Below are 21,084 nucleotides of genomic sequence, written 5' to 3' on the forward strand. Positions count from 1 at the left end.
GATCGGAGCCGCCCCTTCAGCGTCTGTCAGGTGATGCGGTGGATCAGGTGCGACGCAGGCTGGCCTTCGCCGTACCGATGTTGACCACGACGGTCTTCTCGCCGAGGACGGTGAGACGCAGGGCCGTGACTGTGATGCCGCTCTTGGTGGTGGACTTCACCATGGTCTGGATCTTGGCCAGGCCGGCGATGTCGAGCGTCTGACTGGGGGCCGGGACCTTGTAGGCCTTGCCACCGAAGGTGATCGAGGCGACCGAGCTGCCAGCCGTGCTCTTGGCGATCTTGCCCTTGAGCGAGCGGGCCACGTTGGCTCGGGCCACGACACCCTTGATCTGCAGGGTGGAGTTGCCGAGACCGAGCTTGATGTCGGCCAGGCTGGCCTCAGTCCACGCCTTGGCACGGCCGCGGCTGAGCTGCTTGCCGTAGACGCGGGCCTGGGCGACGCCGGCCACGATGGCGTTCAGGTTGAGCAGGTTGGCACCGACCGTGGCGCTCTTGCGGACGACTCCGCGGGTGCCCTCGCAGGGCATGGACCGCTCGGAGATCGGACCCGCGGTCACGACGCCGTTGAGCACCCTGGCCTCGAGGACGCGGGCGTTGCCGGCCATCACGCCGGACGGGACGTCGTCGCTGATCGAGGCGAACGAACGGCCGATGGTCACGTTGACGTCATCACTGCCGCCGGCCTTGCCGTCGAGCCCGAAGAGCGTCACGTTCAATGCCACCGCGTTGGCGAACGCGTGGTGGGCGTACCGAGCCTGGCGGGTCTTGCCGAGACGGATCACGCCAAGTCCGGGAAGCGTGAGCTCGTTGCCGGTGGCCTTCTGGAGCTGCTTGATCAGGTCGCCCACGCCGGCGCCGACCTGGTTCAGGATGTCGTCGAGGGGGGTGCCCGTGTTGGCCGCGATGTCGACCGAGCTGAACGAAGCGCCGGTCCGGAAGCGACCGCTGACCGCACGCGCGTCGGCCGTGGTGGACAGCCCGGTGATGCTCAGGTTGAGGCCGTCGGCCGCGCCGAGCCGCACCGAGGCGACCCGGTTCGTGCTGCGCATGCCCACGGTCTTGCCGGCCTTGTAGGTGCGGCTGCGGCTGGCCACGGCACCGACCTTGAGCACGGGGCTCGGGTTGGGCACGTTGGCGCCGGCCACGCTGCGGTCGCGGACGATGCCGGTGCGTCGCGTGCAGCCGAGCCACGAGTACGCGGTGGGGGACGACTTGACGCCGGCCACACCCACGTTGGCGTAGGTTCCGTAGGCCCAGCCCTGGAACGCGTAGTTCGTCACGGTGGTGGCTGCCGCTGGTGCAGCGCTTGCGCCGGTGGGCGCCATCGACATGGCACCGACCACGGCCACGGCCGATGCGGTGGAAGCAGCGAGGAATCGCCGCAGTGAAGTCTTCAAGGTTTCTCCCCAGAACGAAAATGAGTGGTCCGAGACCGCCTGTTTTCAGCTCCCGATGAAGGTCTCGTCGATTGCAACGACAGGCGGTCCACTTCGTTACGTGGAAATCATCCCCGAATTTGGGGAGGCCCGCTGGCGAATGAGCAGATCGTCCGCTCCGTGGATTCGTCACACGCGTCCCACGGGTCACGAAGGAACGAACGACCCCGCACTGATGGCGGGGTCGTCGGACACGAAGAGAGGGGCATGGAGCGGACCGTGCGACTGGTGACTGGGACGGGAGAGGGACCGCTCAGGCGGGGTGATCGGTGCCAACGCAGGGACTTACCTGTCGAACGGTCCGTGTCCCAGGACCAGCCCCGAGACGAACAACGGACCCACGTTTGCGTAGGTCCGTCGTCCGCGATGTGCTGAGACATCACAGGGCGCCTCCGGCAGGATTCGAACCTGCGGCACCTGGTACCGGAAACCAGTGCTCTATCCCCTGAGCTACGGAGGCATGCGCCAATTCAGCGCGCTGCCGAAGACTACCGGTCGATACTCGAGTGAGGGAAACCGAGGTCCGCCGATAGGCTTGCCCGGTGACTCCCGATCAACTCTCCGCTGCTGTCGTCGCCTCTCTCACCTCGTTGGTCGACGAGGGCGCGCTCGCCCTGCCCGACGGTGTTCCCTCCGAGGTGACGATCGAGCGACCGCGGCAGAAGGGTCACGGTGACTACGCCACCAACGTCGCGCTCCAGCTGGCCAAGAAGGCCGGCACGAATCCGCGGGCCCTCGCCGAGCTCGTCGCGGCGAAGCTGTCCGCCGCCGACGGCGTCGCCGACGTCGAGATCGCCGGCCCCGGCTTCCTCAACATCACGGTCGACGCGGGCGCCCAGGGCCGGCTCGCCGCCGAGGTCGTGGCCGCCGGGTCGTCGTACGGCGCCTCGGATGCGTTCGCCGGCGAGAAGATCAACCTCGAGTTCGTCTCGGCCAACCCCACGGGACCGCTGCACCTCGGCGGCGTGCGCTGGGCGGCGGTCGGCGACGCACTCGGTCGGATCTTCACGATGACCGGCGCCGAGGTCACCCGCGAGTACTACTTCAACGACCACGGAGCCCAGCTCGACCGGTTCAGCTCCTCACTGATGGCGTGGGCGACGGGCCGGCCGGTGCCGGAGGACGGCTACGGCGGCGCATACATCGAGGAGATCGCCAAGGACGTCATGGCCAAGCGCCCCGACGTCCTCGAGTTGCCCGACGACGAGGCGCAGGAGGTCTTCCGCGCCGAGGGCGTCGAGCTGATGTTCACCGAGATCAAGCAGTCGTTGCACGACTTCGGTGTGGACTTCGACGTCTACTTCCACGAGGACAACCTGCACAAGAGCGGTGCCGTCGCGAAGGCGGTCGAGCGGCTCACCGAGCTCGGCAACACCTACGAGAAGGACAACGCACTCTGGCTCGCCACCGAGAAGTTCGGTGACGACAAGGACCGCGTGATCATCAAATCCGACGGCACCGGCGCCTACCTGTCCGGCGACCTGGCCTACTACCTCGACAAGAGGGAGCGGGGCTTCGACCGCTGCTTCATCATGCTCGGCGCCGACCACCACGGCTACGTGGGCCGGATGAACGCCATGTGCGCCGCGTTCGGCGACGAGCCGGGCAAGAACCTCGAGATCCTGATCGGCCAGATGGTCAACCTGCTCCGCGACGGCCAGCCGCTGCGAATGTCCAAGCGCGCCGGGACGGTCGTCACCATCGACGACCTGGTCGGCGCGATCGGTGTCGACGCCAGCCGCTACGCCCTGGCCCGCTACCACTCGGACTCGCCCATCGACATCGACCTCGACCTGTGGGCGAAGGCAACCAACGACAACCCGGTCTTCACCGTGCAGTACGCCCACGCACGCGTGGCCAGCCTGCTGCGCAACGCGGCCGACCTCGACGTGGTGGCGGCGTCGCACCCCGAGCTCCTGGTCCACGAGAAGGAGGGTGCGCTGCTGCGTTCCCTCGCGGAGTTCCCGCGTGTGGTCAAGGCGGCCGCCGAGCTGCGCGAACCCCACCGGGTCGCCCGCTACCTCGAGGACCTCGCCGGTGTCTACCACCGGTTCTACGACAGCTGCCGGGTGCTGCCCCGTGGCGACGAGGAGACCACTGACCTGCACCGGGCGCGGCTGCTCCTGGTCGATGCGACCCGGACCGTGCTGGCCAACGGCCTCGGTCTCCTGGGCGTCTCCGCCCCCGAGAGGATGTGATCAGGCGTGCCTACCGCCCACCCTTCCGGCTGGGCCCACGCCGACGGTGCCCTCCGGGGACCGCACTGGCTGCGTGAGCCTGCCGACCCGAACGAGCTCGTCGCCCAGCTCTGGTCCTCGACCGCGCACAAGAACGATGACGGTGCCCTGGTCGTCGGGGGAGTCGACCTGCGCGACCTCGTGGCCGAGCACGGCTCCCCGGCCTACGTCCTCGACGAGGACGACTTCCGCGGCCGGGCCCGCGCCTTCCGTGACGCGTTCTCGGCCTTCGACGTCTACTACGCCGGCAAGGCGTTCCTGTGCACGACGATCGCCTCCTGGATAGCCGAGGAGGGCCTGTGCCTCGACGTCTGCTCCAACAGTGAGCTGACCGTTGCGCTGCGCGGTGGCGTCGACCCGGCACGCATCGGCTATCACGGCAACAACAAGACCACCGCTGAGCTGCGACGTGCCGTCGAGGCCGGGGTGGGCCGCATCGTGGTCGACTCCTTCCACGAGATCGAGCGGCTGGTCGAGATCGCTGGCGCGGCCAGGGTGATGCTGCGGGTGACCGCCGGCGTGGAGGCGCACACCCACGAATACATCGCCACCGCGCACGAGGACCAGAAGTTCGGCTTCTCGATCACCTCAGGTGACGCCTTCGAGGCCGTACGCCGGGTGCTCGCCGCTCCGGGTCTCGAGCTGCTGGGCCTGCACAGTCACATCGGCAGCCAGATCTTCGACTCCTCCGGCTTCGAGGTGGCGGCCCGACGCGTGCTGGCCCTGCATGCCCGGGTCTCCGACGAGCTCTCGGTCGACCTGCCCGAGATGGATCTGGGTGGTGGCTTCGGCATCGCCTACACCACCCAGGACGACCCGTCCGACCCGGCGCAGCTGGCCACCGAGATGAGCAAGATCGTCGAACACGAGTGCAAGGCGCTCGGCATCGACGAGCCGCGGCTGTCCATCGAGCCCGGCCGCGCGATCGTCGGGCCGAGCATGTGCACGGTCTATGAGGTCGGCACGGTCAAGGAGGTCGTCCTCGACGGCCCGAAGGAGACCAAGCCGCGGCGTACGTATGTCTCGGTCGACGGGGGCATGAGCGACAACATCCGCACCGCTCTCTATGACGCCGACTACTCCTGCACCCTGGCCTCGCGCCGATCTGATGCGCCGGCGGTTCTGGCCCGAGTGGTCGGCAAGCACTGTGAAGCCGGCGACATCGTGGTCAAGGACGAGTTCCTCCCCGGCGACGTGGCCCCCGGCGACCTTGTTGCGGTGCCCGGGACCGGCGCCTACTGCCGTTCGATGGCCAGCAACTACAACCACGCGCTGCGCCCGCCGGTGATCGCTGTGCGGGACGGTGTCACGCGGGTCGTCGTACGACGCGAGACTGAGGACGACCTGCTGGCCACCGACGTGGCCGGCACGGACGACGCACGCCACACGGACGGAGCAAGCAGTTGAGTGACGGAGACAAGCGACTGAAGGTCGCTGTTCTCGGATGCGGATCAGTCGGTTCCCAGGTGGTGCGCCTGCTCACAGAGCAGGCCGACGATCTGGCCGCTCGCATCGGTGCGCCCGTCGACCTCGTCGGCGTCGCGGTACGCCGCCTGGACGCGGTGCGCGAGGTCGAGGTGCCGGAGGGGCTGTTGACCACCGACGCGCAGGGGCTGCTCGCGCGCGGCGACCTCGACCTGGTGGTCGAGGTGATCGGTGGGATCGAGCCCGCTCGCGGCCTGATCCTCACCGCACTGGAGAACGGCGCCTCGGTGATCACCGCCAACAAGGCGCTGCTCGCCGAGGACGGTCCGACCCTGTTCGAGGCAGCGGCCAAGGCCGGACGCGACCTCTACTACGAAGCGGCCGTCGCCGGCGCGATCCCGATCCTCCGGCCACTGCGTGAGTCGCTGGCCGGAGACAAGGTGACCCGGGTCCTGGGCATCGTCAACGGCACGACCAACTTCATCCTCGACAAGATGGACACCTCCGGCGCAGGCTTCGCAGAGGCCCTCGAGGAGGCCCAGGAGCTCGGCTACGCCGAGGCCGACCCGACTGCCGATGTCGAAGGTTTCGACGCCGCCGCGAAGGCCGCGATCCTGGCCAGCATCGCCTTCCACACACGCGTGACCGCCGACGACGTCTACCGCGAAGGCATCTCCGAGGTCACCGCCGCCGACGTGCAGTCGGCGCGCGAGATGAAGTGCGTGGTCAAGCTGCTGGCGATCTGCGAGTTGAAGGACGGTGCGGTCTCCGCGCGCGTGCACCCGGCGATGATCCCGGTCGCCCATCCGTTGGCTTCGGTCCGCGAGGCCTACAACGCGGTGTTCGTCGAGTCCGAGGCCGCTGGCCAGCTGATGTTCTACGGCCCCGGTGCGGGCGGTTCGCCGACGGCGTCGGCGGTGCTCGGTGACCTGGTCACAGCGGCGCGCAACCGCCTCAACGAGACCCGTGGCGCCGGCGAGTCGGCGTACGCGGATCGCGTCGTGCTGGCCATGGGCGAGACCGTCACCCGCTATCACGTTGGCATCGACGTGCAGGACCGCGCCGGCGTGCTGGCCGCGGTGGCGACGGCGTTCGCGGAGCACGGTGTCTCCATCCAGACCGTGCGTCAGGAGGGTCGCGGCGAGGACGCCCAGTTGGTCGTCGTCTCGCACCGAGCCACCGATGCCCAGCTCAGCGCCACCGTGGCGCACCTGCGCGACATGGACATGGTTCGCGACGTCACCTCTGTGATGCGCGTGGAAGGGGAGCAAGAATGACCGCGAAGCCCGGCCCCCACCAGTGGAGGGGCGTGATCGAGGAATACCGCGATCGGCTCGACATCCCCGAGGGAACCCCCGCCATCACGTTGCGTGAGGGGGGCACGCCCCTGGTGTCCTCCGAGTGGCTCTCGGGGCTCACCGGTGCGCAGGTGTGGCTCAAGGTCGAGGGCGACAACCCGACCGGCTCCTTCAAGGACCGCGGCATGACCGCGGCCATCTCCGTGGCCGCGTTCCAGGGGGCCAAGGCCGTCGTGTGCGCTTCGACCGGCAACACCTCCGCCTCCATGGCCGCCTACGCGGTGAAGGCCGGACTCAAGCCGCTGGTGCTGGTTCCGGAGGGCAAGATCGCGGCCGGCAAGATGGCCCAGGCCATCGTGCACGGCGCCCAGGTGATCATGGTCCGGGGCAACTTCGACGACTGCCTGCGGATCGCCCGTGGACTCTCGGAGAACTACCCGGTCGCCCTGGTGAACTCGGTCAACCCGGTGCGGTTGCAGGGCCAGAAGACGGCCTCGTTCGAGATCGTCGACTTCCTCGGCGAGGCCCCCGACTTCCACTTCCTGCCGGTGGGCAACGCGGGCAACATCTCCGCCTACTGGATGGGCTACAACGAGTACGTCGCCTCCGGCAACGCCACGCGCCTGCCGGTGATGCGGGGCTTCCAGGCAGAGGGGGCAGCGCCCCTGGTCACCGGCGAGCCGTTCCCGAACCCGGAGACCAAGGCCACCGCCATCCGCGTCGGCAACCCGGCCTCGTGGAAGCTGGCCGAGGCCGCCGCGGGCGAGTCCGGCGGCAGCTTCACTGCGCTCACCGACAACGAGATCCTCGCCGCCCAGCACAAGCTCGCCTCCAGCGACGGCGTGTTCGTCGAGCCGGCCTCGGCGGCCGGGGTGGCGGGCCTGCTGAAGGCACTCGAGGACGGCGAGTCCTTCACCGGCACCTCGATCGTGATCACGGTGACCGGCCACGGACTCAAGGACACCGCCACCGCCCTCGAGGGTCTCGGTGACCTGGTGGACAACATCGTCGACCCTGACGTGGAGTCGGCCGCGGCCGCTGCCGGGCTGGTCTGACGTGGCACGGTTCGTCGACGGGCCGGTCACCGTGACGGTGCCGGCCACCTCGGCCAATCTCGGGCCCGGCTTCGACTGCCTCGGGCTGGCCCTGTCCCTGCGCGACGAGCTGACCGGTGAGGTTCTCGATGCCGGACTCGTGGTCGACGTCGACGGGTCGGGTGCGGACGACGTACCCCGTGACGAGTCGCACCTGGTCGTGCGCGCCATGCGCGCCGCGTTCGCGTTGATGCACGCCGACCCGGCGGGGCTGTCGTTGCGCTGCGTCAATCGCATCCCGCACGCGCGCGGCCTCGGCTCGTCCTCGGCGGCCATCGTCGGGGGCATGGTCCTGGCACGCGCTCTGGTCGCCGGGGGCGAGCTGCTGCTCGATGACGACGCGATCTTCCGGCTGGCGGCCGAGATGGAAGGCCACCCCGACAACGTGGCGCCGGCCCTGTACGGCGGGTTCGTGATCTCGGGGCGCGACGGCAACGAGCACTTCGCTGCCCGATCGACGGTTGACCCACGCATCTCGGCGGTGGTGTTCATCCCACCGACACCGGTCTCGACCGAGGCGGCCAGGGGGCTGCTGCCGGAGGTGGTCCCGCATGCCGATGCTGCGGCGAACGCAGGTCGCGCCGCCCTGCTGGTGGCCAGTCTGGCCAGTCGGCCCGAGCTGTTGCGTCTCGCGACGCGCGACTACCTGCACCAGCAGTACCGGACACCGGCGATGCCCGAGTCCCTGGCACTGGTCGACGCGTTGCGTTCCCACGACCACCCGGCCATCGTCTCCGGTGCCGGCCCGACCGTGCTGGCCTTCACCGATGGTCCGGTGCATCCCATTGCCGGCTGGTCGACCGGTCCGGACGCCCTGCTGGCACAGTGCCCAGCCGGGTGGGAGGCGCTGCACCTGGAGATCGACGCCTCGGGGGCCGGGGTCTCGCGCTGACCCACGGGCGGCGCCGGGGCACGACGACGACCCTGACCACCACGGGGACGTGAGCGCGCTCACCGGGTGTTAGTCTGGCCGAGCGTCACGATCGTCAGGCGCTCGCACTCGACCTGGGTCCGCCCGGTGCGGTGCACATCTCTCCTCGTCTCGTCTCAGTCCGCGACCGTCACCTCGGTGTGACTGCGCGACGGATGCGGCGAGTCACACATACGAGCAGCCGCCGGCACTCGAGCCGGATCGGCACAGATACGTGGGAAGGACCTCACGTGACGGAAACCAACGAGACCACCGCTGCGACGCAGTCGGAGGCCGCCGGCACTGCGCCCAAGAAGCGCGGAGGCGGACTCAACGCGATGTTGATCGCGGACCTGAAGTCGATGGCCGGCGGGATGGGCATCAGCGGCGCCTCCTCGATGAAGAAGGCGCAGCTGGTCGAGGCGATCAAGGCGGCCCAGTCGGGCGCCCAGTCCGGCGCTACCACGCGTGGGAAGTCGGCCGCCACGTCGCCTGCCACGTCGACTCCCGAATCGGGGGCGCCGATCGATGGGGCGGCCGACCCGACGCCGGAGCAACCCCGAACCCGCACCCGCAACCGGGGCGGCTCCGGCGATGCGACGGCGAAGGCCGGCGCCGCATCCGATGAGGCCGAGCGCACCTCCGACGCCGACCAGGGCCGGCAGTCCCGGGAGCCGGAGGAGGACGCCGCTGACAGGGAAGCCGAGAGGCAGCAGGGACGACAGGACAGGCAGCAGGGGCGGCAGCAGGACCGACCGCAAGGCAATCGCCAGTCTGGCCAGCAGGACAAGCAGTCCGGTGACCAGGATCGCCCAGACCGTCAGGACAAGCAGTCAGGTCAGCAGGACCGGCAGCAAGGCAGCCGTCAGTCCGGCCAGCAGGACAACAAGCAGCAGGACAAGCAGCAGGACAACAAGGCGCAGGACAACAAGGCGCAGGGCAACCGGCAGGGCGGCCAGCAGGACAAGCAGTCGGGCCAGGACGGCGGTCAGTCCGACAAGCAGCAGCAGGGCGGCCAACACGATCGGCAGCAGGACAACCAGTCCGACAACCGCGACGACCAGGGCACGGGCCGCAACCGTCGCCGTCGCGGACGTGATCGCACCGAGCGCACCGATCGCCCGGAGCGTGGTGGCCGCAACCGGAACGAGCCGGACACCACGATTCTCGAGGACGACGTGCTCGTGCCGGCCGCGGGCATCCTGGACGTGCTCGACAACTATGCGTTCGTGCGCACCAGTGGCTACCTGCCCGGCGTCGACGACGTCTACGTCTCGCTGTCGATGGTGCGCAAGTTCGGCCTGCGGCGAGGCGACGCGATCGTCGGTCAGGTGCGTCAGCCGCGCGAGGGTGAGCGCAAGGAGAAGTTCAACCCGATGGTCCGCATCGACGCGGTCAACGGTGCCGACCCCGAGTCGGCGCGCAGCCGGGTGGAGTTCTCCAAGCTGACCCCGCTCTACCCGACGGACCGTCTGCGGATGGAGACCGTGCCGGGCAACCTGATCGGCCGCGTCATCGACATCGCCGCGCCCATCGGCAAGGGCCAGCGGGGCCTGATCGTGTCGCCGGCGAAGGCCGGCAAGACGATGATCATGAAGTCGATCGCCAACTCGATCACCACCAACAACCCCGAGTGCCACCTGATGGTGGTGCTGGTCGACGAGCGCCCCGAGGAGGTCACCGACTTCGAGCGGTCGGTCAAGGGCGAGGTCATCTCCTCGACGTTCGACCGCCCGGCGGCGGACCACACGACAGTCGCGGAACTGGCCATCGAGCGCGCCAAGCGGTTGGTCGAGCTCGGCCACGACGTCGTCCTGCTGCTCGACGGCATCACGCGTCTCGGGCGGGCCTACAACCTGTCCGCTCCGGCAAGCGGCCGGATTCTCTCCGGCGGGGTCGACTCGGCAGCGCTCTACCCGCCCAAGAAGTTCTTCGGCGCCGCACGCAACATCGAGGACGGCGGCTCCCTGACCATCCTGGCGACCGCCCTCATCGAGAGCGGCTCCAAGATGGACGAGGTGATCTTCGAGGAGTTCAAGGGCACCGGGAACATGGAGCTGCGGCTGCGCCGCGAACTGGCGGACAAGCGCATCTTCCCGGCCATTGACGCGGTCCAGTCCGGCACCCGCCGCGAGGAGATGCTGATGAGCGAGGAAGAGCTGGCCATCGTGTGGAAGCTGCGGCGCGTGCTCTCGGGACTGGACAGCCAGCAGGCGCTGGAGCTGCTCCTGGAGCGCCTGAAGAAGGCCCAGACCAACATCGAGTTCCTGATGCAGGTGCAGAAGACGACGCCAACTCCGAGTGCGACCGACTGAAGCCGCATAGGCTGCGGACATGGCGAAGATAGTGGTGGCTGATGACGACGTGGACATCCGCGAGCTCGTCGTCTTCAAGCTGAGGCAGGGCGGACACGAGGTGTCCGCGGTGGGAGACGGAGCAGCCGCCGTTGCCGCGTGCCTCGAGGAGCGCCCGGCCCTCGCCCTGCTCGACATCATGATGCCCGGCATGAGTGGTCTCGACGCAGCGCGCGCCCTGCGTCAGGATCCGGCCACGGCTCGACTGCCGATCATCCTGCTGACTGCGCGGGCCCAGGAGTCAGACGTGGAGCAAGGGTTCGCCGTCGGCGCCGACGACTACATCACCAAGCCGTTCTCACCGAGGGAGCTCGCCTCCCGCGTGGCCGCGGTGCTGGCCCGGAGCGGTGCGTGACCGTTCTTCTCGGACTGGTCGCGGCGCTGCTCGGGCTCGCGGTTGCGATGATCGTGCTCCTGGTGCTCGTGCGGGTGACCTCCGGCTGGCGCGAGGCAAGGCACGCGCGCGAGCATGCGGTCACCCGTGACACGCTGCTGACGTTCGTCCTCGGCGAGGATGACGAGGTGGACCTGGCCCGGTCCCGGCTCGCCGCCATGGCCGGTGGCGAGTGGAGCCGCACCGAGCAACAGATCTTCAGGCTCCTGCCCAAGGTGGCAGGGGAGACCCGTGCACGTCTGGTCGAGCTGGTCAGGGACCGGGGAGCAGCGCAGCGGGCGCGTCGCCTGGTCCGGAGCCCCTCGGCCGTGGTGCGTTGCCGCGGCGCTCATCGACTGGGCGCCTTGCGGGAGCCGGCCGACGTGCCGGTCCTGGTCGACCTCCTCCACGACCGTCGCTTCCTGGTCAGGAGAGTGGCCCTGCGGGGCCTCGGAAGCATCGCTGATCCGGGCGCCGTACCCGCTGTGCTGGCAACCTGCGGTGACCCGGCGCTGACCCGCGACGTGGTCTCGGCTCTCCAGCGCATGGGGGTCAGGGCAGCGCCTGCCCTTCGCACCGAACTCGAGAGCGCCCTGGCGACCGGCGACGCCGAAGACCGCACCGCCGAGATCGCGATCATCGCCCTGGGCCTCATCGGTGACGCGGGCGCTGTCGGGCTCCTGCTCCGCGCGCTCGAGACCGGGTCCGAGCCGGTCCGGGCCGAGGCGGCCACGGCGTTGGGGCTGGTCGGCGCACCCCAGGCGATCCCCGCGCTGCTCGACCGACTCGGGAGCGGTCACGACCGGGTACGCCGCGCCGCGGCTCGAGCGCTCGGCGAGATCGGCGACGCCGGGGCGGTGCCAGGTCTGTCGCAGGCACTGGAGACCTCGCCGCGGCTGACCTCGCGAGCGCTGGCCTCGGCGTTGCTCCGGCTCGGGGCTCCGGGACGCGAGGTGTTGCACCGGCACCGGTCTCCCTATGCACGCGAGGCCCTCGCCGTCGACGAGCTGAGGGCGGCTTCGCGATGAGCTGGGTCGACCTGTTCAGCACCTCGGTGCAGGCGACCGGCTGGCTCTTCATCGGCTACTCGCTGCTGATCAACTCCAGCTTCCTGCTCCTGACGGTGCTCGCGGTCGCGGACTTCGTCGGGTACCGCCGGCGTTCCGACTTCGCGGCGTACGACGAGACCTTCGGCGAGCCGTTGGCTCGTGGCGTCTCGGTGCTGATGCCCGCCTACAACGAGGAGGCGACCATCGTCGAGTCGGTGCGGGCCATGCTGGCCATGCGCTACCCGGACTTCGAGATCGTGGTCATCGACGACGGCTCCAAGGACGAGACGGTGGCCCGCCTGATCGAGGCCTTCGACCTCGCGGAGGTGCCCCTGGTGGTGGGAGACATCGTGCCGAGCGAGAGCCGGGTCCTGTCCACCCACCTCTCCCGTCAGGGCAGCAACAACCTGGTGCTGGTGACCAAGACCAACGGGGGCAAGGCCGATGCACTCAACGTCGGCATCAACCTCGCCCGCAAGGAGCTGGTCTGCATGGTCGACGCCGACTCGCTCCTCGACCCGGACTCACTGCTGCACGTCTCGCGCCCGTTCGCGGACCATCCCGACAAGGTGGTCGCGGCGGGTGGAGTGGTGCGGATCGCGAATGGTTCGACCGTGCACCGCGGCCGCGTCACCGACGTACGCATGCCACGGACCTGGCTGGCCCGGGTGCAGGTCGTGGAGTACCTCCGGGCGTTCATGATCGGTCGGGCCGGCTGGTCGGCAACCGGTGGTCTGCTGATCATCTCGGGCGCGTTCGGCATCTTCCGCAAGGACATCCTCGCCGAGGTCGGTGGCCTGGCCACCGACTGCATCGGAGAGGACGCCGAGCTGGTCGTGCGCATCTACAGGTGGATGGGCGACGTCGACTTCGACGGCAGGGTCGTCTTCGTCTCCGAGCCGGTCGCCTGGACGGAGGCGCCGGAGGACCGCCGGGTGCTGGCCAAGCAGCGCCGGCGTTGGCACCGCGGACTGGCCGAGATCCTGAGCCGTCACCGCGGCATGCTGTTGCGACCGAAGTACGGCGTGATCGGCATGGTCACCATGCCGTGGTTCGTGGTCTTCGAGCTGCTGGCGCCGTTCCTGGAGCTCTTCGGTCTCGCCTACTTCGTCGTGGTGATGGGTCTGTTGGGGCTCGAGCATCTCGGTTGGCTCGGCGGGCACGACCTGGTCGACCTGTGGCTGGTCGTGCTCCTGCTGGTGGCCTCGATCCTGTATTCCTTCTTGCTGACCCTGGTGGCGTTGCTCGCTGAGGAGATGTCCTACCGCCGCTATCGTGGGACCCGCGACCTGCTGCGGTCGGTCCGGGGAGCGGTCGAGGAGAACTTCGGCTACCGCCAGTTGACTGCCTGGTGGCGAGCCGGCGGTGCCCTCGAGGCCGCCCGGAAGTCCACTCCGGAATGGGGAGAGATGAAGCGCCGCGGGTTCGGGGACTCCACCTGATGACGGCCCGACCCACGTCGGTGACCTCGCTGGTCGCCCGCACCATCACCCCGGTCCTGGCGCTGATGCTGGTGCTGGGGATCCTCGGAGTGATCGGGGTCTATCGGACCAACCGGGCGGTGAACCGCGTCCTCGACGACGTCGCGCCCGGGATGGCCGTCAACGGTGAGTTCATGCAGCTGATGACCGATGCCGAGACCGGCGTCCGCGGGTGGGTCATCCAGGGGCGACCGGCAGCCCTGCAGCCCTACCGGGCGGCTCTCAAGAGGCTGCCCGCGGTCAGCGACGAGCTCCGCGACTACCAGGGCGTGCGACCCGAGCTTGAGGACCTGGTGGCCGAGCAACGGGCGCGGTCCGAGGAGTGGCTCGCCACCTACGCCCGGCCGCGACTCGCCAGCGGGCCCGGCCCCCGGGGATACGACGCGCGCCGGTTCGCCGAGGGTCGCCGGATCTTCGACGAGCTCCGGGCGGTCAACGCGCACATCGACTCCGTCTTCGACGACGAGGCCGAGAAGGCACGGGACACCGCCCGGCTCGCCTATCGGCGGGCGATCATCGCGATGATCGTGCTGACCCTGGGTGCTGCCTTGAGCGCCTGGTTCCTGGGCCGACGGTTCCGAATCAAGGTGCAGGGTCCGCTCGACGATCTCGAAGCGACCGTCAACCGACTCGCGGCTGGGGAGACATCGGCCAGAGCACCGGTCACCGGGCCCAGGGAGATCGCGGCCGTCGCGACCGCGTTCAACGAGCTGGCGGCCGAGAGCGAGCGTGCCCAGCGCGTCGAGGTGCAGACACGCGACCGCCTGCTCGACCTGGACCAGGCCAAGACCGACTTCGTCTCGAACGTCTCCCACGAGCTGCGCACACCGTTGACCAGCATCAAGGGCTACCTGGAGCTGCTGCGCGACGAGTGCGGCGATGGTGAGCCGGGCACCGAGCGCATGTGGGAGATCGTGGAGCGCAACGTCGGCAGGCTCGGCGTCCTGGTGGAGGACCTGTTGACCCTGGCCAACGTGGAGTCGCACCACACCACCCTCACCGAGATCGACCTGCGCGATGTCGTCGACGACGTCGCCGCCGACCTCAGGATCGCGGCGGCGAACCGGGGGATCACCATGGTCGTCGATCTGCCGCCGCGTTCGGTGCGGGTCCTCGCCGACAAGACGCAACTTCTCCGTGCGGTGCTCAACGTCGTGTCGAACGCGGTGAAGTTCTGTCGCGACGACGGTCGCGTCGACGTCGTCCTGACCACCGACGGCGAGAGCGCGAAGCTCACGGTGCGTGACACCGGCATCGGGATCCCGGCGGCCGACCTCAGCCAGCTCGGTGGCCGGTTCTTCCGGGGATCCAACGCGGTCAGGCTCGAGATCGGCGGCACCGGCCTGGGGGTTCGCATGGTGCAGACCATCTTGAACCGGCACGGCGGACGCGTCTCCTTCGACTCCGTGGAGAACGAGTACACCCTCGTCACGATGACCCTTCCCGTGCGCCACGACGGCGGATGGGACGAGGCCGGGCCCGCCCAGGGTTGAGTCGCTCCCGGTGCGCCGGAACGTTCGCGGTGGGAGGGAATAGCCCGATTGGTGCGATGGTTGTAGGCGGTGGCACAATTGTGCGCTGGTTCCGGTTCACGCTCCCACATCCGGTGGTGGCGACCCGGCGACCCTGTTAGCGAGGACACCATGCAGAAGGACATCCACCCCGAGTACGTCGACACCCAGGTGACCTGCACCTGTGGCAACTCGTTCACGACTCGCAGCACCGTCACGAGCGGCTCCATCCACTCCGACGTGTGCTCGGCCTGCCACCCGTTCTACACCGGCAAGCAGAAGATCCTCGACACCGGCGGTCGCGTCGCCCGCTTCGAGGCCCGCTACGCCAAGGCTGCTGCCGCCAAGAAGTAGCTTCTCCAAGGCGCCGGTCCCCGCAGGTCATGCGGGTGACCGGCGTCTTGCATTTGTCCCCGCACCTGCCCACCCGTTGCCGCTGAGGAGTCCGCCGTGTTCGAGGCCGTCGAGGGAATGCTCGCCGAGCACCGCGAGATCGAGGAGCGGCTGGCCGAGCCGGAGACCCACGCCGACCAACGGCTGGCCAAGACGTTGAACCAGCGCTACGCCGAGCTGTCGGCGATCGCCCGGACCTACGGCGAGTGGCTCGAGCTCGGTGACGACATCGAGGCCGCTCGAGAGCTGGCGGGGGAGGACCCCGCCTTCGCCGACGAGGCGGTCGAGCTCAGTGAACGTCGTGGTCGCGCCGAGGAGCACCTGCGCCACCTGCTGGTTCCACGTGACCCCAGCGACGCCAAGGACGCGATCCTCGAGGTGAAGTCCGGGGAGGGCGGCGAGGAGTCGGCGCTGTTCGCCGGCGACCTGCTGCGCATGTACACCCGCTACGCCGAGCAACGCGGCTGGAAGACCGAGGTGCTCGATGCGACCCCGTCCGACCTCGGCGGCTACAAGTCGGTGACTGTTGCCGTCAAGGCGAAGGGCACACCCGAGCCCGGTGAGGCGCCGTACGCCCTGCTCAAGTTCGAGGGTGGCGTGCACCGTGTCCAGCGCGTGCCGGTGACCGAGTCCCAGGGCCGCGTGCACACCTCTGCCGCCGGCGTCCTGGTGATGCCGGAGGCCGAGCAGGTCGACGTCACGATCGACGACAACGACCTGCGCATCGACGTCTTCCGCTCCAGCGGCCCCGGGGGACAGAGCGTCAACACCACGGACTCGGCGGTGCGCATCACACACCTGCCGACCGGCATCGTGGTCAGCTGTCAGAACGAGAAGTCGCAGCTGCAGAACAAGGAGTCGGCGATGCGGATCCTCCGGGCGCGCATGCTCGCCGCCGCCGAGGAGGAGGCGAACGCCGAGGCCAGCGTCGCCCGCAAGTCGCAGGTGCGCACCGTCGACCGCTCCGAGCGCATCCGCACCTACAACTTCCCGGAGAACCGCATCTCCGACCACCGCACCGGCTACAAGTCCTACAACCTCGACACCGTGCTCGACGGTGAGCTCGGGCCGGTCATCGACAGCTGCGTGCAGGCCGACCTGGCCTCGCGTCTGGAGGCACTCGACCAGTGAGCGCCGTGCGTGAGGTGCTCACCCGAGCCGCCGCCACCCTGACCGAGGCCGGCGTCGCCAGCCCGGACTTCGACGCCGCCGAGCTCCTGGCCTTCGTGCTCGGCACGACGCGCTCGATGCTGATCGTCAGTCCCCCCGAGCTCGACGGTGACCGACTGGCGGCGTACGACGACCTCGTGCGGCGCCGTGCCGAACGCGAGCCGCTGCAGCACCTGACCGGTGTGGCGGCCTTCCGCCACGTGGAGCTGGCCGTCGGGCCGGGGGTCTTCGTTCCGCGCCCTGAGACCGAGCTGCTGGCCGGGTGGGCGATCGAGCAGGCACAGCAGGTGATCTCGACAGGCTCGACCGACGGAGTGGTCGTGGTCGATCTGTGCACCGGCTCCGGGGCGATCGCGCGCGCAGTGGCCGACGAGGTGCCGGAGGCCCGGGTCCACGCCGTCGAGCTCGACGAGTCGGCTCACGGCTGGGCCGAGCGAAACCTGGCCGGCACCGGTGTCGAGCTGCGGCACGGCGACATGGCCACGGCGTACGACGACCTCGCCGGAACGGTCGACGTGGTGGTGTGCAACCCGCCGTACATTCCGCTGGAGGCCTGGGAGTCCGTCGCGCCCGAGGCACGAGACCACGACCCGCACCTCGCTCTCTTCTCCGGAGACGACGGCCTCGTGGCGATGCGGGTCCTCGAGCAACGGGCCGCACTCCTCCTGCGTGAGGGGGGAGTGGTCGGTGCCGAGCACGCCGACGTGCAGGGGGAGTCCGCACCCGCGGTCTTCGCCGCCACCGGTCGGTGGCACGAGATTCGCGATCACGTGGACCTGGCAGGTCGGGCGCGCTTCGTCACGGCGCGGCTGGCACGATAGGCCCGTGAAGTACCCGACCACCGACGACTCCGAGCGCGAGGTAGCCGTCGCGGCCGCCACCAAGGCCGTCCGCAACGGCGAGCTGGTCGTCTTTCCCACTGACACCGTCTACGGCATCGCCGCCGACGCGTTCGACGCGGACGCGGTCCGGGCGCTGTTGGCCGCCAAGGGCCGCGGCCGGGAGATGCCGCCACCGGTGCTGGTCAGCGCCGCGACCACGCTCGACGCCCTGACCAACGACGTGCCGGTCTGGGCCCGCGCCCTCGTCGACGCCTTCTGGCCCGGCCCGCTGACCGTGGTCTGCACGGAGCAGGCGTCCCTGCGCTGGGACCTCGGTGACACCCGGGGCACCGTTGCGGTGCGGATGCCCGACGACCCGCTGGCCCTGGCCGTCCTGGAGCGCAGCGGACCACTCGCGGTCAGCTCGGCCAACCTGACCGGACGACCGGCGGCGCTCGACGCCGACACGGCCGAGGAGATGCTGGGTGACCGTGTCGAGGTGATCGTCGACGGCGGCCCCTCGCGCGGTGCCGTGCCGTCGACCATCGTCGACTGCACCGGTGAGGCACCCCGACTGCTCCGCGCGGGGGCGATCAGCATCGACGCCATCGCCGAGGTGCTGGAGCCGCTCGGGGTTGCCCTCACGGAAACCGCCTGATGCGCGAGTACCTCCTCGTCTTCCTGGTCGCCGCCTCGGTGACCTACCTGCTCACCGTCATCGCCCGTGAGATCGCCCTGCGCACCGGCGCCGTGGCCAAGGTGCGCGACCGTGACATGCACGCCGTGCCGATCCCGTACTTCGGCGGGCTGGCGCTCCTGGGTGGTCTGGCCGCGGCCTACTTCGTGGCCCGGCAGCTGCCCTTCCTCTCGCTCAGCGCACCCAACGTCTTCCGCGACGCCGGCGTGGTGCTGATCGCGGGAGCCCTGATCTGTGCCGTCGGTGTGCTCGACGACCTGCTCGAGCTCGACGCCCTGACCAAGCTCGGGGGCCAGGTGCTGGCGGCCGGGTTCCTGATCGCCTTCGGCGTGCAGTACCTCTTCTTCCCGGTGCCCGGGGGTGGTCAGTTCGTGCTGGACCAGTCCCAGGCCGCCCTGCTCACGGTGCTCACCGTGGTCGCGACGGTGAACGCGGTGAACTTCGTCGACGGGTTGGACGGCCTCGCGGCCGGGGTGGTCGGCATCGGCGCGATCGGGTTCTTCGTGTTCTCCTACCAGATCGCGAACCTCAACGACCAGTCGCTCGCGGTCACCGGAGCCCTGTTGAGCGCGGCTCTGGGCGGTGCGTGTGTGGGGTTCCTCCCGCACAACTTCTATCCGGCGCGCCTGTTCATGGGTGACAGTGGCTCGATGCTTCTCGGGCTCGTGCTCTCGGCGTCGGCCCTGACCCTCTCGGGCCAGTTCTCCGCCACCGACGTGACCCGCGGGGGAGGCGGTTCGCAGGCCAGCCTGCTGCCGACGTTCCTGCCCATCATCGTGCCGCTGTCGATCCTGATCGTGCCGTTCGTGGACCTGCTGCTCGCGGTGATCCGGCGGACCCGTCGCGGCCAGATGTTCTACCAGCCGGACAAACAGCACCTGCACCACCGGATGCTCGAGATCGGCCACTCGCACCGACGTGCGGTGCTGATCATCTGGCTGTGGGCCGGCCTGATCGGCTTCGGCACCGTGATCGCCAGCCTCTACGCCAGCCCGGTCACGTGGATCGCTCTGGCCGCGTGGCTGCTGGCCACGGTGGCCCTCACGTTCGTGCTGCCCCGGGTGAGCGGCCTGGATCCGGTCGAGGCCTGAAGTCGCTCACCTCTCCGTGGTCGTGCGGCGGGCGGCAACGAGCGCACCGGGACCGATTGGCATCGTCCCCGGACCTTGTGCTACTTTTCACAAGCGTTCGAAGAGCGCTCGAAATGCAGTGATTCCCGAAGAGAAACGGCCGCCATCATGACGACCGAGTCGAAGCGCAGCACCGCCGGCAGTGGCGGCTCCGTGCTCCTCGGTGCGGCCGTGGGGGCCCTCGTGGTCGGCGTGGCCGCCAGCCTCCTCGGTGCCTTGGTCTCCGGCTCGGCAGCCGCGTACGGCGCCCTGACCGGGACCCTGATCGTGGTCCTGGTCTTCGCCGGGGGAGCGTCCCTGGTCAATCTCGTGGCCGGCATCAGCCCGCAGGCCTCCCTGATGATCGCGCTGCTCACCTACGCCCTCCAGGTCGTGATGGTCGGAGGGATCCTCTACGCGATCGAGCGTTCGGGGCTGGTCGGAGACGTGCTGTCCGCGGGCTGGCTGGCCGGCGCCGTGATCATCGGCACGCTCGGCTGGATGGTGTGCCAGATCGTCCTGAGCGCCCGTCTGCGCCTGCCGGCGTACGACCTGACGGACGCGGGTGCGCGATGAAGTTCCACGACTGCTATTGTCCGGTTCGCGATGGCTCAGCAGAAACCTCCGACCGCGCACTCCGACAACATTTCCGATCGACCACAGGGCGACCCGTGGCACGCCTTCGGATACATCGTTGCCGGCGTGTTCGTCTATGGAGCGCTCGGCTGGGGCCTGGATCGCTGGCTGGGCACCACCTTCATCGTGGCGATCGGGATCCTGCTCGGAGCAGGGTTCGGGATCTACATGACCTGGGCCAGATTCAGACCACCGTCCACCGACCAGTAGTAGCAGAGCTGCCGACACAGGAGACACCGTGAGTTCAATCGCGACGTCCGTGACACGCGCCGACGGCTTCACGCCGCCGGGCCCGGGAGACTTCAACCTCCCGCCGATCGGTCCGGACAAGACCTTCGAGTTCCTCGGCGAGCACATGTACCTCGGCGTGACCAAGCCGATGATTCAGCTGGTCCTCGTGGCCGGCCTGGTGTTCGTCTTCTTCTGGGCTGCCTCGCGCAAGCGGGCCATGGTCCCCGGCAAGCTGCAGTACATCGGTGAGGAGGGCTACGGCTTCGTCCGCAACTCGATGGGCCGCGACATCATCGGGACCAAGGACTTCCTGCCCTACGTGCCCTACCTGTTCGCGTTGTTCTTCTTCCTGTTGATCAACAACCTCCTCGCGAGCGTCCCGTTCTTCCAGTTCCCGACGTTCTCGCGTGCCGGACTGGTCTACACGCTGGCCCTGGTCAGCTGGTTCGTCTACATCGGCGCCGGTGTGAAGAAGCACGGTCTCGGCGGCTGGTTGAAGCTGACCTGCGTGCCCTCGGGTGTGAGCCCCGCGATGTACCCGCTGCTGATCCCGCTCGAGTTCATGTCGAACATCCTGGTCCGGCCGGTCACGCTGGCCCTCCGTCTGTTCTGCAACATGTTCGCCGGCCACATGCTGCTGATCCTCTTCGCACTCGGTGGGCAGTACCTCGTCACCGAGATGTCCGTCCAGTACGCCCCCGTCGGCATCCTGGCCTGGCTGCTCTTCATCGTGATCTCGTTCCTCGAGCTGCTGATCCAGTTCCTGCAGGCCTACGTCTTCGTCCTGCTGAACGCGATGTACATCCAGGGATCGCTCGCCGACGAGCACTGACGCACACCCGCACCACCGCAGACTC

Annotated in this window: 19 protein-coding genes and 1 tRNA gene; 18 read left to right on the forward strand and 2 right to left on the reverse strand. The window is 69.1% G+C overall.

The window, feature by feature from the left end; all coding sequences use genetic code 11:
- Positions 1–43: 43 nt before the first annotated feature.
- Together NJ4_RS15670 and NJ4_RS15675 are read right to left on the reverse strand one after the other, a co-directional pair.
- Positions 44–1,399 carry a choice-of-anchor P family protein gene (locus tag NJ4_RS15670; RefSeq protein ID WP_067437172.1) on the reverse strand — a complete coding sequence of 452 codons (1,356 nt, stop codon included), beginning with the start codon at positions 1,397–1,399 and terminating at the stop codon, positions 44–46.
- Between the two features lie 426 nt (positions 1,400–1,825).
- Positions 1,826–1,898 (reverse strand) — tRNA-Arg (locus NJ4_RS15675).
- 82 nt (positions 1,899–1,980) lie between these two features.
- On the opposite strand from NJ4_RS15675, the gene argS reads away from it, so the two are divergent.
- The 18 genes from argS to atpB all read left to right on the forward strand — a co-directional run bounded on the left by argS (position 1,981) and on the right by atpB (position 21,059).
- Complete coding sequence (argS, locus tag NJ4_RS15680) at positions 1,981–3,636, forward strand: arginine--tRNA ligase (RefSeq protein ID WP_067437174.1); 1,656 nt, start codon at positions 1,981–1,983, stop codon at positions 3,634–3,636.
- 6 nt (positions 3,637–3,642) lie between these two features.
- Complete coding sequence (lysA, locus tag NJ4_RS15685) at positions 3,643–5,082, forward strand: diaminopimelate decarboxylase (protein ID WP_067437176.1); 1,440 nt, start codon at positions 3,643–3,645, stop codon at positions 5,080–5,082.
- Entirely contained in the window at positions 5,079–6,377 is a 1,299-nt protein-coding gene (locus tag NJ4_RS15690) for a homoserine dehydrogenase (protein WP_067437180.1), read from the forward strand. The genes lysA and NJ4_RS15690 overlap by 4 nt, the downstream gene beginning before the upstream one ends.
- Complete coding sequence (thrC, locus tag NJ4_RS15695) at positions 6,374–7,453, forward strand: threonine synthase (RefSeq protein ID WP_067437183.1); 1,080 nt, start codon at positions 6,374–6,376, stop codon at positions 7,451–7,453. Before NJ4_RS15690 ends, thrC begins: the two co-directional genes overlap by 4 nt.
- Before the next feature lies 1 nt (position 7,454).
- Positions 7,455–8,384, forward strand: a complete 930-nt coding sequence (gene thrB / locus NJ4_RS15700; protein ID WP_067437190.1) for a homoserine kinase — start codon at positions 7,455–7,457, stop codon at positions 8,382–8,384.
- A gap of 269 nt (positions 8,385–8,653) precedes the next feature.
- Positions 8,654–10,717, forward strand: coding sequence for a transcription termination factor Rho (gene rho, locus NJ4_RS15705; protein ID WP_067437193.1), 2,064 nt, complete (start codon positions 8,654–8,656; stop codon positions 10,715–10,717).
- Between the two features lie 19 nt (positions 10,718–10,736).
- Positions 10,737–11,111, forward strand: a complete 375-nt coding sequence (locus NJ4_RS15710; RefSeq protein WP_067437197.1) for a response regulator — start codon at positions 10,737–10,739, stop codon at positions 11,109–11,111.
- A complete protein-coding gene (locus tag NJ4_RS15715) occupies positions 11,108–12,157 on the forward strand; it encodes a HEAT repeat domain-containing protein (protein ID WP_067437200.1) in 1,050 nt (349 codons plus the stop codon). Before NJ4_RS15710 ends, NJ4_RS15715 begins: the two co-directional genes overlap by 4 nt.
- Positions 12,154–13,620: a glycosyltransferase family 2 protein gene (locus NJ4_RS15720; RefSeq protein WP_067437202.1), complete on the forward strand. Its 1,467-nt coding sequence runs from the start codon at positions 12,154–12,156 to the stop codon at positions 13,618–13,620. Before NJ4_RS15715 ends, NJ4_RS15720 begins: the two co-directional genes overlap by 4 nt.
- Complete coding sequence (locus NJ4_RS15725; protein ID WP_067437205.1) at positions 13,620–15,152, forward strand: sensor histidine kinase; 1,533 nt, start codon at positions 13,620–13,622, stop codon at positions 15,150–15,152. The genes NJ4_RS15720 and NJ4_RS15725 overlap by 1 nt, the downstream gene beginning before the upstream one ends.
- A 150-nt stretch (positions 15,153–15,302) precedes the next feature.
- Complete coding sequence (rpmE, locus tag NJ4_RS15730; protein ID WP_067437207.1) at positions 15,303–15,524, forward strand: 50S ribosomal protein L31; 222 nt, start codon at positions 15,303–15,305, stop codon at positions 15,522–15,524.
- A gap of 96 nt (positions 15,525–15,620) precedes the next feature.
- Positions 15,621–16,694, forward strand: coding sequence for a peptide chain release factor 1 (gene prfA, locus NJ4_RS15735; protein WP_067437209.1), 1,074 nt, complete (start codon positions 15,621–15,623; stop codon positions 16,692–16,694).
- Positions 16,691–17,554: a peptide chain release factor N(5)-glutamine methyltransferase gene (gene prmC / locus NJ4_RS15740; RefSeq protein WP_082748724.1), complete on the forward strand. Its 864-nt coding sequence runs from the start codon at positions 16,691–16,693 to the stop codon at positions 17,552–17,554. Before prfA ends, prmC begins: the two co-directional genes overlap by 4 nt.
- Positions 17,555–17,558: 4 nt before the next feature.
- A complete protein-coding gene (locus NJ4_RS15745; RefSeq protein ID WP_067437213.1) occupies positions 17,559–18,212 on the forward strand; it encodes an L-threonylcarbamoyladenylate synthase in 654 nt (217 codons plus the stop codon).
- Positions 18,212–19,342 carry an MraY family glycosyltransferase gene (locus NJ4_RS15750; protein ID WP_067437216.1) on the forward strand — a complete coding sequence of 377 codons (1,131 nt, stop codon included), beginning with the start codon at positions 18,212–18,214 and terminating at the stop codon, positions 19,340–19,342. The genes NJ4_RS15745 and NJ4_RS15750 overlap by 1 nt, the downstream gene beginning before the upstream one ends.
- Before the next feature lie 147 nt (positions 19,343–19,489).
- Complete coding sequence (locus NJ4_RS15755; protein WP_067437218.1) at positions 19,490–19,936, forward strand: hypothetical protein; 447 nt, start codon at positions 19,490–19,492, stop codon at positions 19,934–19,936.
- A 30-nt stretch (positions 19,937–19,966) separates the two neighbouring features.
- Positions 19,967–20,206: an AtpZ/AtpI family protein gene (locus tag NJ4_RS15760; protein ID WP_067437221.1), complete on the forward strand. Its 240-nt coding sequence runs from the start codon at positions 19,967–19,969 to the stop codon at positions 20,204–20,206.
- Between the two features lie 28 nt (positions 20,207–20,234).
- Positions 20,235–21,059, forward strand: a complete 825-nt coding sequence (gene atpB / locus NJ4_RS15765; protein ID WP_245644592.1) for a F0F1 ATP synthase subunit A — start codon at positions 20,235–20,237, stop codon at positions 21,057–21,059.
- The last annotated feature ends 25 nt before the right edge of the window (positions 21,060–21,084 follow it).

The organism is Nocardioides jensenii JCM 1364 = NBRC 14755 (genome assembly GCF_001552535.1).
Taxonomy (GTDB): Bacteria; Actinomycetota; Actinomycetes; order Propionibacteriales; family Nocardioidaceae; genus Nocardioides; species Nocardioides jensenii.

Excerpts from the sequence above, each read along its gene's own strand:
- NJ4_RS15760 (WP_067437221.1), top strand. The coding sequence starts at position 19,967 with ATGGCTCAGCAGAAACCTCCGACCGCGCACTCCGACAACATTTCCGAT.
- NJ4_RS15750 (WP_067437216.1), top strand. The coding sequence starts at position 18,212 with ATGCGCGAGTACCTCCTCGTCTTCCTGGTCGCCGCCTCGGTGACCTAC.
- thrC (WP_067437183.1), top strand. The coding sequence starts at position 6,374 with ATGACCGCGAAGCCCGGCCCCCACCAGTGGAGGGGCGTGATCGAGGAA.
- NJ4_RS15720 (WP_067437202.1), top strand. The coding sequence starts at position 12,154 with ATGAGCTGGGTCGACCTGTTCAGCACCTCGGTGCAGGCGACCGGCTGG.
- rpmE (WP_067437207.1), top strand. The coding sequence starts at position 15,303 with ATGCAGAAGGACATCCACCCCGAGTACGTCGACACCCAGGTGACCTGC.
- NJ4_RS15710 (WP_067437197.1), top strand. The coding sequence starts at position 10,737 with ATGGCGAAGATAGTGGTGGCTGATGACGACGTGGACATCCGCGAGCTC.
- NJ4_RS15725 (WP_067437205.1), top strand. The coding sequence starts at position 13,620 with ATGACGGCCCGACCCACGTCGGTGACCTCGCTGGTCGCCCGCACCATC.
- NJ4_RS15755 (WP_067437218.1), top strand. The coding sequence starts at position 19,490 with ATGACGACCGAGTCGAAGCGCAGCACCGCCGGCAGTGGCGGCTCCGTG.